Source organism: Stenotrophomonas sp. Ps181 (assembly GCF_025697425.1).
Classification (GTDB): domain Bacteria; phylum Pseudomonadota; class Gammaproteobacteria; order Xanthomonadales; family Xanthomonadaceae; genus Stenotrophomonas; species Stenotrophomonas sepilia.
Genome location: NZ_JAHWBI010000002.1, coordinates 624256 through 642414, shown reverse-complemented (window position 1 = coordinate 642414; position 18159 = coordinate 624256). Strand labels below are relative to the sequence as shown.

14 protein-coding genes are annotated in these 18159 nt (G+C 67.1%); 5 read left to right on the top strand and 9 right to left on the bottom strand.

The annotated features are described in order from the left end of the window. Positions 1 to 227: 227 nt before the first annotated feature. The 5 genes from KXV01_RS06625 to KXV01_RS06605 are packed head-to-tail and all read right to left on the bottom strand — an operon-like array spanning position 228 to position 5878. Complete coding sequence (locus KXV01_RS06625) at positions 228 to 1295, bottom strand: heparan-alpha-glucosaminide N-acetyltransferase domain-containing protein (protein ID WP_099495788.1); 1068 nt, start codon at positions 1293 to 1295, stop codon at positions 228 to 230. After that, a complete protein-coding gene (nagA, locus tag KXV01_RS06620; protein ID WP_263467613.1) occupies positions 1295 to 2443 on the bottom strand; it encodes an N-acetylglucosamine-6-phosphate deacetylase in 1149 nt (382 codons plus the stop codon). Before nagA ends, KXV01_RS06625 begins: the two co-directional genes overlap by 1 nt. After that, entirely contained in the window at positions 2443 to 3471 is a 1029-nt protein-coding gene (locus tag KXV01_RS06615; RefSeq protein ID WP_111190637.1) for an SIS domain-containing protein, read from the bottom strand. Before KXV01_RS06615 ends, nagA begins: the two co-directional genes overlap by 1 nt. 7 nt (positions 3472 to 3478) lie before the next feature. Beyond that, entirely contained in the window at positions 3479 to 4546 is a 1068-nt protein-coding gene (locus KXV01_RS06610) for a LacI family DNA-binding transcriptional regulator (protein WP_005411045.1), read from the bottom strand. Between the two features lie 39 nt (positions 4547 to 4585). Then, complete coding sequence (locus tag KXV01_RS06605; RefSeq protein ID WP_049414623.1) at positions 4586 to 5878, bottom strand: sugar MFS transporter; 1293 nt, start codon at positions 5876 to 5878, stop codon at positions 4586 to 4588. A gap of 375 nt (positions 5879 to 6253) precedes the next feature. On the opposite strand from KXV01_RS06605, the gene KXV01_RS06600 reads away from it, so the two are divergent. From KXV01_RS06600 to KXV01_RS06590, 3 genes are all read left to right on the top strand, one after another. Next, on the top strand, positions 6254 to 7270 hold the full coding sequence (locus KXV01_RS06600; RefSeq protein WP_049414622.1) for a glucokinase family protein: 1017 nt from the start codon (positions 6254 to 6256) through the stop codon (positions 7268 to 7270). Between the two features lie 143 nt (positions 7271 to 7413). Continuing rightward, positions 7414 to 10077, top strand: coding sequence for a TonB-dependent receptor (locus KXV01_RS06595; RefSeq protein WP_099496216.1), 2664 nt, complete (start codon positions 7414 to 7416; stop codon positions 10075 to 10077). Between the two features lie 111 nt (positions 10078 to 10188). Then, positions 10189 to 12546, top strand: a complete 2358-nt coding sequence (locus KXV01_RS06590; RefSeq protein WP_099496217.1) for a family 20 glycosylhydrolase — start codon at positions 10189 to 10191, stop codon at positions 12544 to 12546. 119 nt (positions 12547 to 12665) lie between these two features. Here KXV01_RS06590 and KXV01_RS06585 read toward each other — a convergent pair whose 3' ends face one another. Together KXV01_RS06585 and KXV01_RS06580 are read right to left on the bottom strand one after the other, a co-directional pair. After that, the gene (locus KXV01_RS06585) at positions 12666 to 13058 is read right to left on the bottom strand and encodes a VanZ family protein (RefSeq protein ID WP_099496218.1); all 393 of its coding nucleotides are present in this window, start codon (positions 13056 to 13058) and stop codon (positions 12666 to 12668) included. After that, the gene (locus KXV01_RS06580; RefSeq protein WP_049440323.1) at positions 13055 to 14239 is read right to left on the bottom strand and encodes an SAM-dependent methyltransferase; all 1185 of its coding nucleotides are present in this window, start codon (positions 14237 to 14239) and stop codon (positions 13055 to 13057) included. Before KXV01_RS06580 ends, KXV01_RS06585 begins: the two co-directional genes overlap by 4 nt. 59 nt (positions 14240 to 14298) lie before the next feature. On the opposite strand from KXV01_RS06580, the gene KXV01_RS06575 reads away from it, so the two are divergent. Further along, positions 14299 to 15036 (top strand): pteridine reductase, encoded by a 738-nt coding sequence (locus KXV01_RS06575; protein WP_263467612.1) that lies wholly within the window; start codon positions 14299 to 14301, stop codon positions 15034 to 15036. A 31-nt stretch (positions 15037 to 15067) separates the two neighbouring features. Here the strand turns inward: KXV01_RS06575 and folK are convergent, their stop codons facing one another. Continuing rightward, positions 15068 to 15553 carry a 2-amino-4-hydroxy-6-hydroxymethyldihydropteridine diphosphokinase gene (folK, locus tag KXV01_RS06570; protein ID WP_049414615.1) on the bottom strand — a complete coding sequence of 162 codons (486 nt, stop codon included), beginning with the start codon at positions 15551 to 15553 and terminating at the stop codon, positions 15068 to 15070. 92 nt (positions 15554 to 15645) lie between these two features. Between folK and KXV01_RS06565 the strand changes: the two genes are divergently transcribed. Continuing rightward, a complete protein-coding gene (locus KXV01_RS06565) occupies positions 15646 to 16389 on the top strand; it encodes a 20S proteasome subunits A/B (RefSeq protein WP_049440329.1) in 744 nt (247 codons plus the stop codon). A gap of 255 nt (positions 16390 to 16644) precedes the next feature. On the opposite strand, the gene KXV01_RS06560 is transcribed toward KXV01_RS06565, so the two are convergent. After that, on the bottom strand, positions 16645 to 18156 hold the full coding sequence (locus KXV01_RS06560) for a hybrid sensor histidine kinase/response regulator (RefSeq protein ID WP_111191249.1): 1512 nt from the start codon (positions 18154 to 18156) through the stop codon (positions 16645 to 16647). Between the last annotated feature and the right edge of the window lie 3 nt (positions 18157 to 18159).

The window sequence follows — 18159 nt, the reverse complement described above, 5'->3', positions numbered from 1 at the left end:
TGCAGTCTGCCGTGATGTGAACCGTTTCGATAGGTGAACTTGCGTGCCGAAAATCACACTTCGGATGCGAAATCGCCGGGGCCTCACGCCCATGTGATGTAGCTGAAATCGTTCATATTTTCTGGGCATCGGGGGCCGCGCGCAGAGCATCCACGCATGGCGTGTGGATGCCGTTGGCGGATCGGGTCAGAGCCCTTTCCTGCGGAAAGGGATCCGCCCCGGAGCCGTCAAATCTTCAGATAGATCTTCCGCCGGTCCAGCCACCACGCCACGCCCCACCACAGCGCGACGAATGCCAGCGCCTGCAGCATCGATGCCAGCTCGAGCGCCTGCGGCATCGCGGCGGCAAGCTGCTGCCAGATCCAGTTCCAGGCACCGCTGACCATCAACGCCACCGACATCACCGAGGCCCCCAGATACGCGGTGATCGCATTGACGCCGAAGCGCCGGCCCAGCGCCGGCCATCCCTTCAGGTCGATCAGCACGTGGCCCAGCCACAGCGCCAGCGCGGCCAGGCCGCCGGTCCACAGCACGTAACTGGGCGTCCACAGCTGCTTGTTCAACGGCAGCACCCCGGCCAGCAACAGGCCCAGCACGGCGGTCGCCACGCCCAGCCCGGCCAGGGCCGTCGAACGCCCGCTGCGCAGCAGGGCACCGGCCAACAGGCCGAGCACGGTACTGGCCAGTGCACCCAGCGTGCTCAGCAATCCTTCCGGGTCATGGCCGAGGCCGGTATCGGCATGCCATTGATAGATCCAAGGTGCGAACAGCGTGGTGTCCAGACGGCTGGCCGGGTTGGTCCACGGCGTCAGGTCGCCCATGCCGAGCAGCAGCATCGTGTACCCCACCAGCAATCCAACAAGCACGCCGGCCTGCATGCGCGGCCGTGCATACACCGCCAGCACGCCCACCAATGCCGCGCACACGGCGATCCGTTGCAGCACGCCCCAGATGCGGAAGTGATGGGTATGCAGTGCCCACCAGATCAGCAGGTGCAGCAGCGCACCGGCCACCAGGATGCGCAGCGCGCGCTCCAGTACGCCGCGCACCAACGCAGGCCGCGCCGCCGCATCCTGCGCACGCGGTGCCACGCTGAAGGCCATCGACACGCCCACCAGGAACAGGAAGAACGGGAACACCAGATCGGTCGGCGTACAGCCATGCCATTCCGAATGGCGCAGCGGTGCGAACACCGCACTCCAGTCGCCGGGGTTGTTGACCAGCAGCATCGCCGCCACGGTGATGCCGCGCAGGGCATCGATCGAGCCCAGACGGCGTGGCGGCGTACTGTTCATCAGGCGGCCTCGTACTGTCCGGCAATCCAGGTACCACGCACCTGCAGGGCGTCGTCCAGCAGCACCAGGTCGGCCTGGTAGCCCTCGGCGATATGGCCCAGGCGGTCGTCGACGTTGAGGAACTGCGCCGGATAGGTCGAGGCCATGCGTGCGGCTTCGGCCAGCGGTTGGCCGAGCAGCTGTACGGTGTTGCGTACCGCCGTGGCCATGTCCAGCGCAGAACCGGCCAGCGAACCGGCGGCATTGCGCACCACGCCATCGATGGCGGTGATGGTTTCGCCATACAGCACGTAGCTGGGATCGTCGGCACCGACCGGCGGCATCGCATCGGTCACCAGCAGCAGGCGACCGCGCGGCTTGGCCGCCAGCGCCACGCGCAGGCTGGCCGGATGCACATGCACGCCATCGACGATGATGCCGATCCAGCTGTCGCGGTCTTCCAGCGCAGCGCCCACCGCGCCGGGCTCACGCCCTTGCAACGGCGACATCGCGTTGTACAGGTGGGTGAAACCGCGCACGCCCCCATCCAGGCCGGCGCGGATCTCTTCGTAGGTGCCTGCGGTGTGGCCGGCGGCGACGATCACGCCACGTTCGACCAGCGCACGGATGGTCTCCAGCGGCACGCGCTCCGGCGCCAGCGTCAGCAGCGTCACGCCATTGTCCAGCGACGCGGCCAGCGCGATCTCTTCTTCGTCCGGCACGCGGAACTTGCTGGCATCGTGCGTGCCCTTGCGCGCCGGCGCGATATAAGGCCCTTCCAGATGGATGCCGATCACCCCCGGCACGCCCTGCGCGATCGCATCGCGCATCGCACCGATGGCTTCGCGCATCACGCCCACGTCATCGCTGATCAGCGTGGGCAGCATCGCGGTGGTACCGAAACGACGGTGGGCCTGCGCGATGGTGCGCAGCGCCGCCACGTCCGGCGTGTTGTTGAACAGTGCGCCGCCACCGCCATTGACCTGCACGTCGATGAAGCCGGGCAGCAGCCAGCCGCCGCCCAGATCCACCTGCTTGGCAGCGTGGCCCAGCTGCGGTGCGGCGTCGGGCAACAGCGCGGTGATGCGGCCGTCCTCGATCACCACCGCCAGATCGTCGCGGAACTCATCGCCTGCCAGGATGCGGGCATTGCGCAGCACGGTTGCCATCACACCGTCTCCGTAACCTTGTTCAGGTGCGGCGGCAGATCCGGGTTGAAGCCACGGCGCAGCGCCAGCGCGTTGATCGCGCGATAGAAGCTCTGCACGGTCAGCAGCGGTGCGCACAGCGGGTGCGGCGCGGGCGCCACCGGCAGGTTCCCGCCGGCACCGGCCAGCCACACCTGTGCACCGCGCGCGGTGAATTCTTCGACAACAGCACGGGTACCGGCGCCGGTCTCGTCGGGCTGGGCAAAGGCCAGTACCGGGAAACCACGGTCGACCAGTGCCATCGGGCCGTGCTTGACCTCGGCCGAGCTGTAGGCTTCGGCGTGCAGGCTGCAGGTTTCCTTGAACTTCAGCGCCGCTTCCTGCGCCGCACCCAGGCCAAGGCCACGGCCGAGCACGAACAGGTTGGTGGCCTCGATCAGGCCTTCGGTCACCGCGCTCCAGTCGCACTGCCAGGCTTCACGCATCGCGTCCGGCAGCAGGTCCAGCGCGTTGCGCAGGCTGCTGTCCTGCTTCCAGTAGGCGGCCAGCTGCAGCAGTGCAGCCAGCGAGGCCAGGTAGCTCTTGGTCGCCGCCACGCTCTTTTCGGCACCGGCATGCAGCGGAATGACCGTGTCGGCCAGCTGCGCCAGCGGCGAATCCTCGACGTTGACCAGCGCGATCACGCGTGCGCCAGCGGCCTTGGCCGCCTCGGCGTTGCGCAGCAGGTCCGGGCTCTTGCCCGACTGCGAAATGACGATGAACAGCGCACCGCGCAGCTGCAGCGGTGCGGCATAGACCGACCCCACCGACGGCGAGGCCGACGCAACCACCAGGCCCAGCTGTGTTTCCAGCAGGTACTTGCCGTAGGTGGCGGCATGGTCGGAGCTGCCGCGTGCACAGGTGACCACGAACGGCGGCGGCGCCGCGCGCAGGCTGGCGGCCAGGGTTTCCATGGTGGCGTGGTTGCGCGAGAACTGGCGGGCAACCACGTCGGCCGCTTCGGCGGCCTCGGCGAACATCAGGGTGGACGTGGGGTCTGACAGCGACATGGCAGGCTCAGGCAGGATCGGAAGGAAGGGGGCGTGCGCCGGCCGGGCGCATCGGCGCGGTCGAGCCGCGCACCACCAGCTGCGGCACGAAGCCCTGGTTGTGCAGCGGTGCCGGCGCATCGTCGTAGGCGTCGCTGCGCAGTTGTGCGATCAGCAGGCGCGCGGCATGACGGGCGATGTCCTCGGTGGCCTGCTTGGCGGTGGTCAGCGGCGGCCACGACTGGCGCGAGAACGGGCTGTCCTCGAAACCGGCGATGGACAGGTCGTACGGCACGTTCATGCCGGCCGACTTGGCGGCGGCCAGCACACCGGCAGCGATTTCGTCGTTGGAACCGAAGATGGCGGTGGGCGGTTCGCGCAGCGCCAGCAGGCGGCGCGCCCCACGGAAACCATCGTCGAAGGTGTAATCACCCTGCACCACCAGGTGCTTGTCCACGGTCATGCCGTAGTCCTTCAGCGCGGCTTCGTAACCGGCGTAGCGTTCGCCCGAGGAGCGGTGCGAGCTGCCGCCCCAGAGGAAGCCGATGCGCTGGTGGCCCAGCTGGATCAGGTGCTCGGTGATCTCGTAGGCCGCCTCGCGGTCGTCGACGAACACGCAGGCGCCGTCGGCCGGGTCTTCAGTGGCGGCGATGATGCGCACCAGCTTGATGCCACGCGCGGTCAGCGCCTGGATCAGGTCGCGGCGCTCGGACATCGGCGCGGTCAGCACCAGCCCGGCCAGGCGCGAGCGCTGCACCCAGTCGGCCAGTTCATCGGCCAGCAACGGCGAGCTCGAATCACAGGGATGGATCTGCAGGCCGAAGCCGGTCTCGCGGCACGCGGCCAGCACGCCGTTCTGCACGCCGATGATGTGGTACGGGTTCGGGTTGTCGTAGACCAGCCCGATCACGAAGGTGGTGCCGCTGCGCAGGTTGCGCGCGGACGGATCGGGCTCGTAGTCGAGCTCGGCGATGGCACGCAGCACCCGGGCACGGGTGGCCTGCATCACCGAGGGCTCGTTGTTGATCACCCGTGAGACCGTCTTCAGCGAGACCTTGGCCTTCTCCGCAACGTCCTTGATGGTCGCTCTGCGCATGGGTTTTCCCTGGGGTTGGCTGCCGTCCATCATCGCCGATCAGGCCTTGTCCTGCGGCAGCCCGGCACGATGGCCGATCACCGAGTAGAACAGGATGTACAGGTAGCACGGCACCATCAGCAGCACGAACACCAGCTGGAAGTCGATGTGCTGCTTGAGCACGGCGAACAGCTGCGGAATGATCGCGCCGCCGGCGATGCCCATCACCAGCAGGGCCGAGCCGGTCTCGGTGAAGCGGCCCAGGCCGCGGATCGCCAGCGGGAAGATGGCCGGCCACATCATGGCGTTGGCAAAGCCCAGCAGCGCCACGAAGCCCACCGAGACGTAGCCGTGCGTAGCCCAGGCGCCCAGGCAGAACACCACGCCCATCACTGCCGAAATGGTCAGGTAGCGCGACTGCGAGACCAGGCCGGGGATCGCCAGCAGGCCGACCACGTAGCCGGCCAACATCGCACCCAGCGTCAGCGAGGTGAACATCTTGGTCTGGTCCAGCGGCAAGCCGAAACCGTGGCCGTAGGTGCCGATCGCATCACCAGCCATGACCTCCACGCCTACGTACACGAACAGGCACAGCACGCCCAGCCACAGATGCGGGAACTGGAAGATGCTGCGGCGCTCGGCGGTTCCTGGTGCACCTGACGGCGTTGCATTGGCTTCGGAGGACTTGATCTCCGGCAGAGGCGAGAACAGCACGGCCACCGCCAGCACCACCAGCAGCGCGGCCATCGCCAGGTACGGCGCATGGATCTTGGCGGCGAATTCGTTGAGCAGCGCGACCTTGGTGACCGCGTCGGCGGCCTGCACCTGCTTGTCCAGGTCGCCGATGCCATGCAGCACCAGGGTGCCGATCAGCACCGGCGCCAGCATGCCGGCGATCTTGTTGCAGATGCCCATCAGCGCGATGCGGCGTGCCGCAGTTTCAATCGGGCCGAGGATGGAGATGTAGGGGTTGATCGCGGTCTGCAGCAGCGCCAGGCCGCTACCGATCACGAACAGGCCGCCGAGCGCGCCCGGGTACCAGCGCTGGGTGGCGAATTCACCGAACAGCGCGGCACCACCGGCCATCACCAGCAGGCTCAGGCTCAGGCCCTTCTTCATGCCGGTGCGGCGAAGGATCCAGGACGCCGGCAGGGCCAGGAAGAAATAGGACAGGTAAAACACCATCAGCACCAGGAAGGCGCCGACCTCGCTGAGTTCGAAGGCCAACTTGACGAAGGTGATCAGCGGGCCGTTGAGCCAGGTGAAGAAGCCGATCAGGAAGAACAACACGCCAACGATGGCGATGGAGGTGGCCACGTTCGGGCGCGCGCTTGCAGCGGGGACGGCGGACATCAGGAGGGCTCCTGCGGCGACGGCCGCAGAACGCGGCGTCGGAGAGTGGCTGGGAACAACGTTGTCACATTCTTTCGATGGACAACGGCGGTTTGTCAACTTCCATGCACGCCTGCATGACCCTTGTGCTGCACTGCGCAAGCCCACGGCGGTGCGCCCCGATGAATGCGCGGCAGGCCTAGCGCCCCGTGCGCCAATGGTTCCCACGTGAAACCCGCACTCACATCATGTAAACGTTTACGGCATACCGCATTCGTTGCGACGCAGCAACGAAAGTGTCACGAACTCGTTGACATCGTTGTCAGCGCAGTTACAGACTCCGCCCCAGTGCCGCCCCCGATCCCCGGGCCGGCCCCACCTGCAGCAGGAGCCCGCGTGACCGCCAGCCACCCCGCCCCGTCGCATGTCCTGTCCCGCGTCGCGCCCTCGTTCCTGGCCGCCGACGTCGGTGGCACCCATGTGCGCGTGGCCCGGGTCCAGGCCAGCGGTGACGCTGCCCATCCAGTGCAGGTGCTGGAGTACCGCAAGTACCGCAATGCCGACCATGCCGGCCTCAGCGCGATCCTGTCCGACTTCCTGGGCGAAGGCCCGCGGCCCACGCATTGCGTGGTCGCCAGCGCCGGCTATGCCCGCGAAGACGGCACGGTGATCACTGCCAACCTGCCGTGGCCGCTGTCGGCGCGCCAGGTGGAAGCCGATGTCGGCCTGCAGCGGGTCTACATCGTCAACGATTTCGAAGCGGTGGCCTACGCCGCCGCGCAGGTGGACGCCAGCGGCGTGCTGCACCTGTGCGGACCGGAAACTGCCGCACGCGGCCCGACCCTGGTGGTCGGCCCCGGTACCGGTCTGGGCGCCGCGCTGTGGATCCCCACCGCGCACGGCCCGGTGGTGCTGCCCACCGAAGCCGGCCAGCCGACCCTGGCGGCCAGCACCGAACTGGAAATGGCCATCGTCCGCTACATGCAGCGCGACCGCGCGCACGTGTCGATCGAGCATGCGATCTCCGGCCCCGGCCTGATGAACCTGTACCGTGCGGTGTGTGCACTGCAAGGGCAGGCGCCGACCCTGGCAAGCCCCGACGCAGTCACCGCTGCGGCCATGGCCGACAGTGATGCGCATGCGCGCCAGGCGCTGGACGTGTTCTGTGGCCTGCTCGGCAGCACCATCGGCGACATGGCCCTGTTCTACGGCGCCCACGGTGGCGTCTACCTGGCCGGCGGCATCCTGCCGCAGATCCGCGAATACCTGCACGCCAGCACCTTCGTCGAACGCTACCTGCAGAAGGGGCCGATGGGCGAAGCGCTGGCACGCATCCCGGTGAAGGTCGTCGAACACGGCCAGCTGGGCGTGGTCGGCGCTGCCAGCTGGTACCTGCAGCAATCGGCCGCCTGACACCGCAACAGGCTTCAACGCAATCGCAGCACGCAGTACGTGGCACGCCAACGCACGGGACTTCGCCGCCGCCCCGCGCATGTCATCGCAACCGTAACCGAACACCGCCGCCGGCACCCAATCGAGTGATGAGGAGAGACATCATGAACACCCGCAAGACCCTGCTTTCGGCCGCCATCGTCAGCTGCATCGCCTTCAGTGCGCACGCGCAGCAGGCGGCCCCGACCGCCACCGATCTGGACACCGTGACCGTTACCGGCATCCGTGGCTCGATGGAAAAATCGCTGGACACCAAGCGCGAAGCCAATGCGCGCGTGGAAGTGGTCACCGCCGAAGACGTGGGCAAGCTGCCCGCGCACAACGTTGCCGATACCCTGCAGCGCCTGCCGGGCGTCAACATCAGCTCGTCCAGCGCCGACGAGGGCGGCTTCGATGAAGCCGACCGTGTCAGCCTGCGCGGCACCAGCCCGAGCCTGACCCAGACCCTGATCAACGGTCACACCGTCGGCTCGGCCGACTGGTTCGTGCTCAGCCAGGGCAACAACGTCGGCCGCAGCGTCAGCTACTCGCTGCTGCCGTCGGAACTGGTCAGCTCGGTGGAAGTGAACAAGTCCTCGCAGGCCAAGCTGCAGGACGGCGGCACCACCGGCACCGTCAACATCATCACCCGCAAGCCGCTGGAGTTCTCCAAGCCGTTCACCGCGGAAGGCTCCATCGGTGCGGTGCGTTCGGACCTGGCCAAATCGACCGATCCGCAGTACTCGGCATTGTTCAATTACAAGAACGACGAAGGCACCTTCGGCGTGATGGTGCAGGGCTTCAGCCAGAAGCGCGAACTGCGCCGTGAAGCTCAGGAAATCCCGGGTGGCTTCTTCAAGATCGGCGCAAACGATCCGGTCGCCAGCACCAATCCGGACCTGATCGGCGTCAACGTTCCGGGCCTGCTGGGTTCGACCCTGTTCGAACAGACCCGCGAGCGCAAGGGCGGCCTGGTCTCGCTGCAGTTCAAGCCGAGTGACAGCCTCACCCTGGGCCTGAACGGTTTCAGCTCCGAACTGAAGGCGAACAACTACAACCGCAACTTCATGATGTTCGGCAACAACTTCGCCAAGTCGCAGGCGCCCAATCCGGGCTATGTGGTCAAGGACGGCGTGCTGACCAACGCCACCTATGCAGGCGTGCCGGGCACCAACTACGCGGTGTACGACATGATCTACCGCGAGTCGAAGGCCAAGTCGAGCTATGTCACCTTCGATGCCGACTGGCAGATCAGCGACAGCCTGACCGCCACGTTCCAGGCCGGCAGCACCAAGGGCACCGGTGAGACGCCGCGCCAGTACATCGCCGAAGTGACCCTGGCCGGCGGCGGTGGCGCCAGCTGGGCCACCCACGGCAATGGCTCGCCGATCGACTGGAACGTAGGCGGCGACATCTCGCCCAACGGCGTGACCAGCTTCGGCACCTGGGGCAACCAGCAGGTCACCGCTGAAGACAAGGAGAAGTGGGCCACGCTCGACTTCAACCAGTACTTCAACGATGGCGGCGTGCTGAGCTCGATCGACTTCGGCCTGCGTTTCGCCGACCACAAGCGCGAAGCACTGTCGCCGGAAGGCGCAACGCCGGGTGACATCTGGAGCGCGCTGAAGAACGGCGCGACGGCCAACTATCCCAGCGGCTTTGCCGGTGACATCGGCGGCACCTTCCCGCGCAACCTCTGGTACTTCACCCCGGGCGCGCTGAAGGACGCGGTGACCAACAACTCCACCTGGCTGGCCGGCAATGATGGCCCGACCGGTCGCCACAACTACGGCGCCGAGTGGAAGGTGAAGGAAAAGAACTTCGCCGGCTACGTGCAGGCCAACTTCCGCGGCGACTGGTGGAGCGGCAACGTCGGCCTGCGCTACGTCAACATCAAGCAGGACATCGACACCTACAACGCCGTCAGCAAGGCCGCAGATGCCGATGTCAGCAGCCTGTTCGGCATGTGGGAGCGCCTGGCCTTCCAGAACAAGCGCAACCGTGTTCTGCCCAGCGCCAACATCAAGTTCGACCTGGACGACTCGCTGGTGCTGCGCGTCGCCGCCTCGCAGACCCAGACCCTGCCGGACTACTCGGCACTGGGTGCCTCCTCGTACGGTTCGGACCTGAACCGCACCGGCGGCGGTGGCAATCCGAACCTCAAGCCGACCCTGTCGACCAACCTGGACGCCAACCTGGAGTGGTACTTCATGCCGCGCGGTCTGCTGTCGGTGGGCGCGTACCACATGAAGCTGAAGGACTACATCGCCTTCGACGTGGTCTCGCGCCAGCTGTACAGCGAACTGACCAACCAGCTTGAGACCTACCAGATCTCCACCCCGATCAATGCCGACGGCAAGGTCACCGGCGTGGAAGTGGCGTACGAGCAGCCGATCGGCGAGTACTTCGGCATCAATGCCAACTACACCTACGCCAACGGCACCACCTCGCATACCTGGTCGGATGGCTCGCACAACCTGCTGGGCACCTCGAAGAACACCTACAACGTGGGTGCCTACTTCGAGAACGAGCGCTTCGGTGCCCGGGTCAGCTACACCCGCCGTTCCTCGTTCCTGATCAGCCTGTCCGGTACCAATCCGTACTACCAGGATGACTTCGGCACGCTGTCGGCATCGCTGAGCTACAAGGCCACCGATTGGCTGAGCATCAGCCTGGATGGCCTGAACCTCAACAACCCGACCTACAAGTACTACCAGACCGCGGCCATCCCGACCTCGTTCTACAGCAACGGTCGCCAGTACTACCTCAACTTCCGCTTCAAGTACTGATCCAGCGGCAGCAACATCGCCGAGTCGTGCACGCACGCCGGGCCTGGGTCATTCCGGGCCCGGCGTTTTTCATGTATAGCGTTCATCGCACCGTTCCAAGGAGTCGTACCGATGGTCAAGCCTTCCCGCGCCCGGATGCGCAGCGCACTGCTGCTGGGCAGCCTGCTCGCGATGTTGCCGGCACTGCCGGCACTTGCCGCCGACCCCACGCCGGCCGCTGAGGCACCCGGCCCGCAGCTGCGTGCCGGCAGCCTGATGCTGATTCCCGCCCCGGCCACGGTGCAGCGCGGCCAGGGCAGCGGCATCACCGTACGCGCCGATACCGCGCTGCAGGCCGAAGGCGAAGCCGCGCAGCGGGTCGCCACCCAGTTCGCCGACCTGCTGGCGCGCAGCGGCGGTCCGCGCCTTACGCCTGCCCAGGGCAAGGCGGCAGGCAAGTCGGGCAGCATCCGCTTCGAGATCATCCCGACCTTCCGCGACAGCGGTGAGAGCTACACGCTGGAAAGCACCGCACAGGGCGTAGTGGTACAGGCCGGCAACGAAACCGGCCTGTTCTATGGCGCAACCACCCTCGCCCAGCTCGCCACCGGCGGCAGCAACGGCGTGCTGCCAGCGGTGCAGATCCAGGACGCGCCACGCTTCAGCTGGCGCGGTTTCATGCTCGACTCGGCGCGGCATTTCCAGAGCCTGGACGAGATCAAGCGCGTGCTCGATGCCATGGCCGCGCACAAACTCAATACCTTCCACTGGCACCTGACCGACGACCAGGGCTGGCGCATGGAGATCAAGCGCTACCCGAAGCTGACCGACGTGGGCAGCTGCCGCCTGCCGGCCGGTGATGGCGGCGCCGACCCGGTCACTGGCCAGGAGCATCCGTATTGCGGCTTCTACACGCAGGAGCAGATCCGCGAAGTGATTGCCTATGCCGCAAAGCTGCATATCCAGGTGATTCCGGAAATCGATGTGCCGGGGCACGCGACCGCAGCGATTGCCGCGTACCCGGAACTGGGTTCGATCAATACCCCGCTGAAGCCGATCAGCGAATGGGGCGTATTCCCGAACCTGTTCAACGTCGAAGACAGCACTGTCACCTTCCTCGAAAACGTGCTGGAAGAGGTGATTGCGCTGTTCCCGGCCAAGTACGTGCACGTCGGCGGCGACGAGGCGGTCAAGGACCAGTGGGAAGCCTCCAGGCAGGTCCAGCAGCGCATGCGTGCGCTGGGCATCAAGGATGAAATGGCCATGCAGAGCCACATCATCAAGCGCCTGGAGACCTTCCTGGAGGAACACGACCGGCGCCTGATCGGCTGGGATGAGATCCTCGAAGGTGGGTTGCCGCCACAGGCCACGGTGATGTCGTGGCAGGGCACCGAAGGTGGCCTGGCCGCGGCCCGTGCCGGCCATGACGTGGTCATGTCGCCGGTGGGCTACCTGTACCTGGACTACCTGCAGACGGCCTCGCCGAATGAACCTCCCGGCCGCCCGACCCAGGTCAACCTCGGCAAGCTGTACAACTTCGAGCCCGTGCCGGCCGAGCTGGCCGATGACAAGCGCCAGCACATTCTCGGCCTGCAGGCCAACATGTTCACCGAACACACGCGCACCTACGCGCGCCTGCAGCACAACCTGTTCCCGCGCCTGGCCGCAGTGGCCGAGACCGGCTGGAGCACGCCGGAACATCGCGACTTCCGCGATTTCCTCGCGCGCCTGCCCGCGCAGCTGCAACGCTACCGCGCCTGGGGTCTGGCCTACGCGCAGACCCCGTTCGAAGTGGGCGTGGACTACACCGACGATCGCGCGAAGAACTCCGTGACCGTGTCGCTGGTCAACCCGCTGGGCTATGAGGTGCGCTACAGCACCGATGGCCAGCCGGTGACGGCGCAGTCGCCGCTGTACCAGCAGCCGCTGACCGCGCAGCTGCCCGCTACCGTGCAGGCCGCCGCGTTCTACCAGGGCCAGATGCTGGCGGCGAAGCCGACGGTCGCGGCGTTCAGCGCACAATCGCTGCTCAGCCGCCGCAGCGATGAACTGCTCAGCTGCGTGGGCAAGAAGGGTCTGGTGCTGCGCCTGGAAGACGATGGCCCGCGCGAGGGAACGCGTGCGGTGTTCAACGTCGACATTTTCCAGCCCTGCTGGCGCTGGCCGCAGGTACAGCTTGACGGCATCGGCAGTGTGGAAGTCCGCGCGGGGCGTATTCCGTACTACTTCCAGCTGGCCCACGACGAACCCAAGCGTCGCTACGAAAAGGCCAAGCGCGCGCATGGCGAGATGCAGGTACGCCGTGGCGACTGCAGCGGCAAGGTGCTGGCCGAAGTGCCGCTGCCGGCCAAGCCGGATGCCGATGGCTTCGTGACCCTGCGTGCGGCGCTGCCGAAGGGTACGCAGGGCACGGGTGACCTGTGCATCAACTTCACCGGCGATACACGCCCGGCGATGTGGGTGCTGGATGAGGTCACGCTGGGGAAGTAACCACAAGCCTGTCCTGGCGCAATCCATCCACGCATGGCGTGGATCTACTGTAGAGCCGAGCCCATGCTCGGCTGCCTTTCGGGAGGAAGCCGAGCATGGGCTCGGCTCTACAGGAAACCTTATCCCCGCCAGCGCAGCAGCAGATCGCGCAGCGGTGTGTACGCGATGCCCATGCCGGCCAGCACACCGATCGTGTTGGCGAGCGCATCCATCGGATCAGCCATGCGGTTGCGGGTCAGCGCGCCCTGGGCGAACTCGATGCCGATGCCCATCAGCACCAGCCCCACGCCCACCCACAGCAGCGAGCGCCCCGGCCGGAACAGCTGTACTGCGCTGCTGGCCAGAATGAAGTAAGCGAGGAAGTGTTCGCCCTTGTCGTCGTTTTCCGGCAGCGCGATCGGCGGCGGCGGGATCAGGCAGGCCACGATCACCAGCACCACCGCCAATGTCCAAAGCGCGGTCCACAGCCGCGGCCGCCGCAGCGGCTTGATCAGCGGCAGCGCATCGCTCACAGGCGCCAGCTCAGGTCACCCAGCTCGAAGGCGGGCTCGAAGTCGACGCCGCGCTGCAGGCCGATCGCCTGGAAGCGCTCCCCCATCTCGGTCGGCAGGGTCAGCTTCTTCACCTGGTCACGCAGCTGGATGCGGCCGACCTCATCCGTACGCTCTTCGGCCAGCAGCAGCACCTGGTCCAGGCCGTTGCCGAGCAGGAAACTGGCCTGACTGCAGTACCCGGCCAGCTCGAAACCACCGTGCATGCCCGCCTCGGCCATCGCGGTGAAATCCACCGACGCGGTGATGTCCTGCAAGCCCGGCCAACGGTGCACGTCGTTGTGCACGTGGTGGCGGTAGAACGCGCGCACCGTGCCATCATCACGGTCGTGCTGGTAGAACTCGCTGCGGCTGTAACCGTAGTCGACGAACAGCATCGCGCCGCGCTGCAGGCCACCAGCCACTGCCTGCAGCCAGTACGGCAGCTGCGGCAGCACCTCGGAGCGGTAACCGTCGGCAAAGGGCTTTTCCAGGTAACGCTCGATGTGGCGCACCGCACCGTTGAGCAGGATGTCAGCCGGCTGCGCGCCACGGATGAAGTTGCCTTCGCCATCAAGCTCGACGGTTTCCTCGTAGACCTCGCCGTCCCGGATCAGGAAGCGCGGGGTCGGCAGCGCGTCGATCACCTCGTTGGCGAACACCACGCCCTCCCAGTCCTCTTCGAACGGACGGTCGATCCACTCCACGCGCACGGCCAGCTCGGCCGGCAGGTTCTGCTGCAGGCGCTGCTGCTGGCGCTCGCGCAGGTCGGCACTCGGTTCGAGGATGGCATAGCGCGACGGCAGCGCATCCAGTTCGGCCAGGCGCAGCAGCACGGCCTCGGCGAAGGCGCCGGTGCCGCCCCCCAGTTCCAGCATGCGCGCCTGCGCGCCGAGCTGGGCGAACACCGGCGCCAGCGCATTGGCCACGCTGCCGGCGAACAGGCTGCCGAGCTCGGGTGCGGTAGTGAAGTCGCCGCTGCCACCGAACTTGCTGGCGCCGGCGCTGTAATAGCCCCAGCCGGGGGCATACAGGCACAGTTCCATGAAGCGGGAAAACGGCATCGCCCCGCCCTGCGCAAGGATTTCGGCGCGCAGGGCGGCCGCCAGCTGGTCGCTGTGGGCCAGGGCATCGGCTTCGGGCAGGGGGAAGGTGGGCTGCATGGCGTCTTCGAATGCGGTGACAATGGTGCACAGGATAGCCGAGCCTTGGAGGACCCTCGATGAGCGATACCCACCCCGTGGTCCTGATCACCGGCAGCGCGCGCCGGATCGGTGCGGCCATCGCCCGCCAGTTCCACGCCTGTGGCTGGTCGGTGGTACTGCATGCCAACACCTCCAGCGCCGAACTGCAGCAGGCCGCGTTCGATTTCGACAATGTGCGGCCGGGCAGCGTGCTTGCGCTGCAGGCCGACCTGCGTGACGCCGACGCCCTGCCCGACCTGGTGGAACAGGCCGTTACCCACTTCGGACGCCTGGACGCGCTGGTCAACAACGCCTCCAACTTCTATGCCACCCCGCTCGGCCAGGTCACCGCCGAGGCGGTGGACGCGCTGTATGCGGTCAATGCGCGCGCGCCGCTGTTGCTGTCGCAGGCGGCGGCACCCTACCTGCGCCGCCAGCAGGGCTGCATCGTCAACCTCACCGACCTGCACGGCACCAATCCGATGCGCGACCACATCGCCTACACCATGGCCAAGGCCGCGCTGGAGATGGCCACCCGTTCGTTGGCGCTGGAGCTGGCGCCGAATGTGCGGGTCAATGCGGTGGCACCCGGCGCGATCCTGTGGCCGGAACAGGGCAAGGACGATTTCGCCCGCGAGGCCCTGCTGGCGCGCACGCCGCTGGCGCGGATCGGTACGGTCGAGGAGATTGCCGAAGCGGTGTACTGGCTGGTGGCCGAAGCCAGCTTCGTCACCGGCCACACATTGCGCGTGGATGGCGGGCGCACGGTCAGTTGAGGTAGTGCCGGCCGCTGGCCGGCAACCGCCATCATTCCAGGTCCACCACCTCGAACGCTTCGCCAAACTGCGCGTGCGCGCGCCACAGCGTGGCCAGGTCCAGCCTGCTGACCGGATCGATGAAGTCCGGCGCGATGTCGGCCAGCGGCTTCAGCACGAAGGCATGCTTCAGTTCGGGACGGGGAATGCGCAGGTGGCCGGGGCCTTCCACCACCAGGTCGCCGTAGAACACCACGTCGATATCCAGGGTCCGGTCGGAGAAGCGCGGCCCGCTACGGTCGCGGCCGTGCGCGTCTTCCAGCGCATGCAGCCAGTCGTCCAGTTCCTGCAGCGGCAAGTCAGTCTCGATCGCCACCGCATTGTTGAGGAAGGCCGGGCCGTCGAAGCCGACCGCGGCAGTACGGTAGGCGGGCGAGACCTGCAGCGCGCCGAAGCGCTCGCGCAGGGCCGTCACCGCGGCGTGGAGGTAGCGGCGGGGCTGGACGTTGCTGCCCAGGCTCAGGAGCACGGTGGTCATGCGGTTCAGGTGACGGCACTTGGGGGGGCGTGGACATGCCGTCGTCACGGCGGCCTGCCTACAATCCGGGACGCACATGATAGGGCACCGACATGACCTATTGCGTTGGAATCGAGGTGGACGAGGGCCTGGTCTTCGCTGCCGACACCCGGACCAATGCCTCGCTGGACGATGTGCGCGTGCATCGCAAGCTGCACGTGTTCGAGTATCCCGGCCAGGCAGCCTACGTGCTGATGGCGGCTGGCAACCTGGCCACCACCCAGCTGCTGGTGTCGCGCCTGGGCCGCGACGCCGCAGAGCGGCGCGTGCCCAACCTGCGCGACATGGCCCACCTGTTCGAAGCAGCCGCGTATGTGGGTCAGCTGCTGGTGGACAGCCAGGTGCACAGCAGCCACAGCGAACACGGCCATGACGGGGTCAACACCCAGGCCACGCTGATCTTCGGCGGCCAGATCGCCGGCGAGCGGCCCGGGCTGTACATGATCTACCCGCTCGGCAACGCCATTGCCGCCTCGCCGGAGACGCCCTACCTGCAGATCGGCGAGTCCAAGTACGGCAAGCCGATCCTCGACCGCATCCTCAGCCCGGCCACGCATTTGGAGGATGCAGCGCGTACGGCGATCGTGTCGCTCGATTCCACCATCCGCTCCAATCTGTCGGTGGGCCTGCCGATCGATCTGGCGCTGCTGCGCGACGGCGAACTGCGCATCGGCCAGCAGCTGCGGCTGGGCGCGGATTCCACGCTGTATGCCGACATCCACCAGAACTGGTCGCGGCGGCTGGAACAGGCGGTGGACGCGCTGCCGCGCTTCCCCTGGGAAACCCTGGACCGGTAGTGCCGGCCGCTGGCCGGCAAGCGCATTGACCCCACCACAGGGGATGCCGGCCAGCGGCCGGCACTACCGCGAGATCAGCCCAGCGCTTCGGCCACCGCGCGGAAGACCAGATCATCTGCTGCGGCTGAAACAGACGGTGGACGCGCTGCCGCGCTACCCCTGGCAATCCCTGGACCGGTAGTGCCGGCCGCTGGCCGGCAAGCGCGTTGATCCCACCACAGGGGATGCCGGCCAGCGGCCGGCACTACCGCGACATCAGCCCAGCGCTTCGGCCACCGCGCGGAACACCTGCTGCATCTGCAGCGGCTTGCGCAGCACATGCACCTCCACGCCGGCCGGGAAGGCATCGGCAGGCACCGCCACCGCCGCGTCCTCCAGCACCAGCGCCGGGCCGCGATAGCCCAGCGCGGCCATCTCGCCCAGCAGCTGGCTGGCCGGCAGCAGCTTTGAGCCGGCGTCGGCAATCACCAGCGCCGGCATCGCCTCCTGCTGCATCCAGCGCAGCGCCGCCGGGCCATCGGAGGCCAGCTGCAGCTGATACCCCTGGCTGGACAGCGCGTTGCCGAGCAGCGACAGGCGCGTGGCTTCGCCGTCGACCACCAGGATCGACTGGCCGCTGCCCAGGGCCACCAGCTGCTCGATCGGCTCGCTGCCGTCGCTGGCTTCGTGCATCGGCAAGCGCAGCTCGAAGCAGGTGCCCTGCCCCGGCTGGCTGCTGACATGGATGCTGCCGCCGGCGCCTTCGACGATGCGCTTGCAGGAAATCAGGCCCAGGCCGGTGCCATCGGCCTTGGTGGTGAAGAACGGATTGAACAGGTGCGACAGCGTATCCGCATCCATGCCGATGCCTTCATCGGCCACGCAGATGCGCATCCAGTCCACGCCATCGCGCTGCCCGGCATGGCTGGCGGTCAGGCTCAGGCGGCCACCGTTTGGCATCGCCTGGATTGCGTTGAGCGCCAGGTTCAGCATTACCTGCTGCAGTTCGGTGTAATTGGCGTCGACCGCCAAGCCTTCGTCCTGCACCTGCAGTTCCAGGCGCACGGCATCGGGCACGTTGCTGCGCAACAGCAGCGCCACCGCATCGAACAGGCCGTCGATCTCGATGCGCTCGCTCGGCTTGCGCGAACCACGCACGAACGACAGCATCGACTCGGCCATCTCATGGCCGCGGCGGCCACACTCGGCGATGACGTCGGCCAGGTGGTGCAGCTGCGGATCCTCGGTACGGGCCTTCAGCAGGTCCGGCATGATCAGCAACGGCTGCAGGATGTTGCGCAGGTCGTGGCTGAGCCCGGCGGCGAGCAGCGAGAGGCTTTCCAGCCGCTGCGCGCGCATCAGTTCGGTTTCCACCCGCGCGCGCTCGACCGCACTGCGTGCATCGCGGATCGCACGCGCCACCGCCGACGGCAGGCGCGCAGGCTGGTGCTTGATGATGTAGTCGTTGGCGCCTTTCTGCAGCGCCGCCACCGCATTCTCCTCACCCATCGTGCCGGAGACGAAGATGAAGGGCACCTCCGGCGAGGTCTCGCGCACGATGCGCAGCGCGTCGTCACCGGAGAACCCCGGCATGCTCAGGTCGGACAGCACGATGTCCGGCTGGAACACAGCCAGCGCCTGGCGCAGTTCCGCCTCGCTCTCGACACGCTCGAAGCGGGCGTCCAGGCCCGCGTCGAGCATCTGTTCGGACATCAGCTCGGCATCTTCCGGTGAGTCTTCCACCAGCAGGATGCGCAGCGCCCCCAGGGCGGGACCGGTCAGGGGCATGGG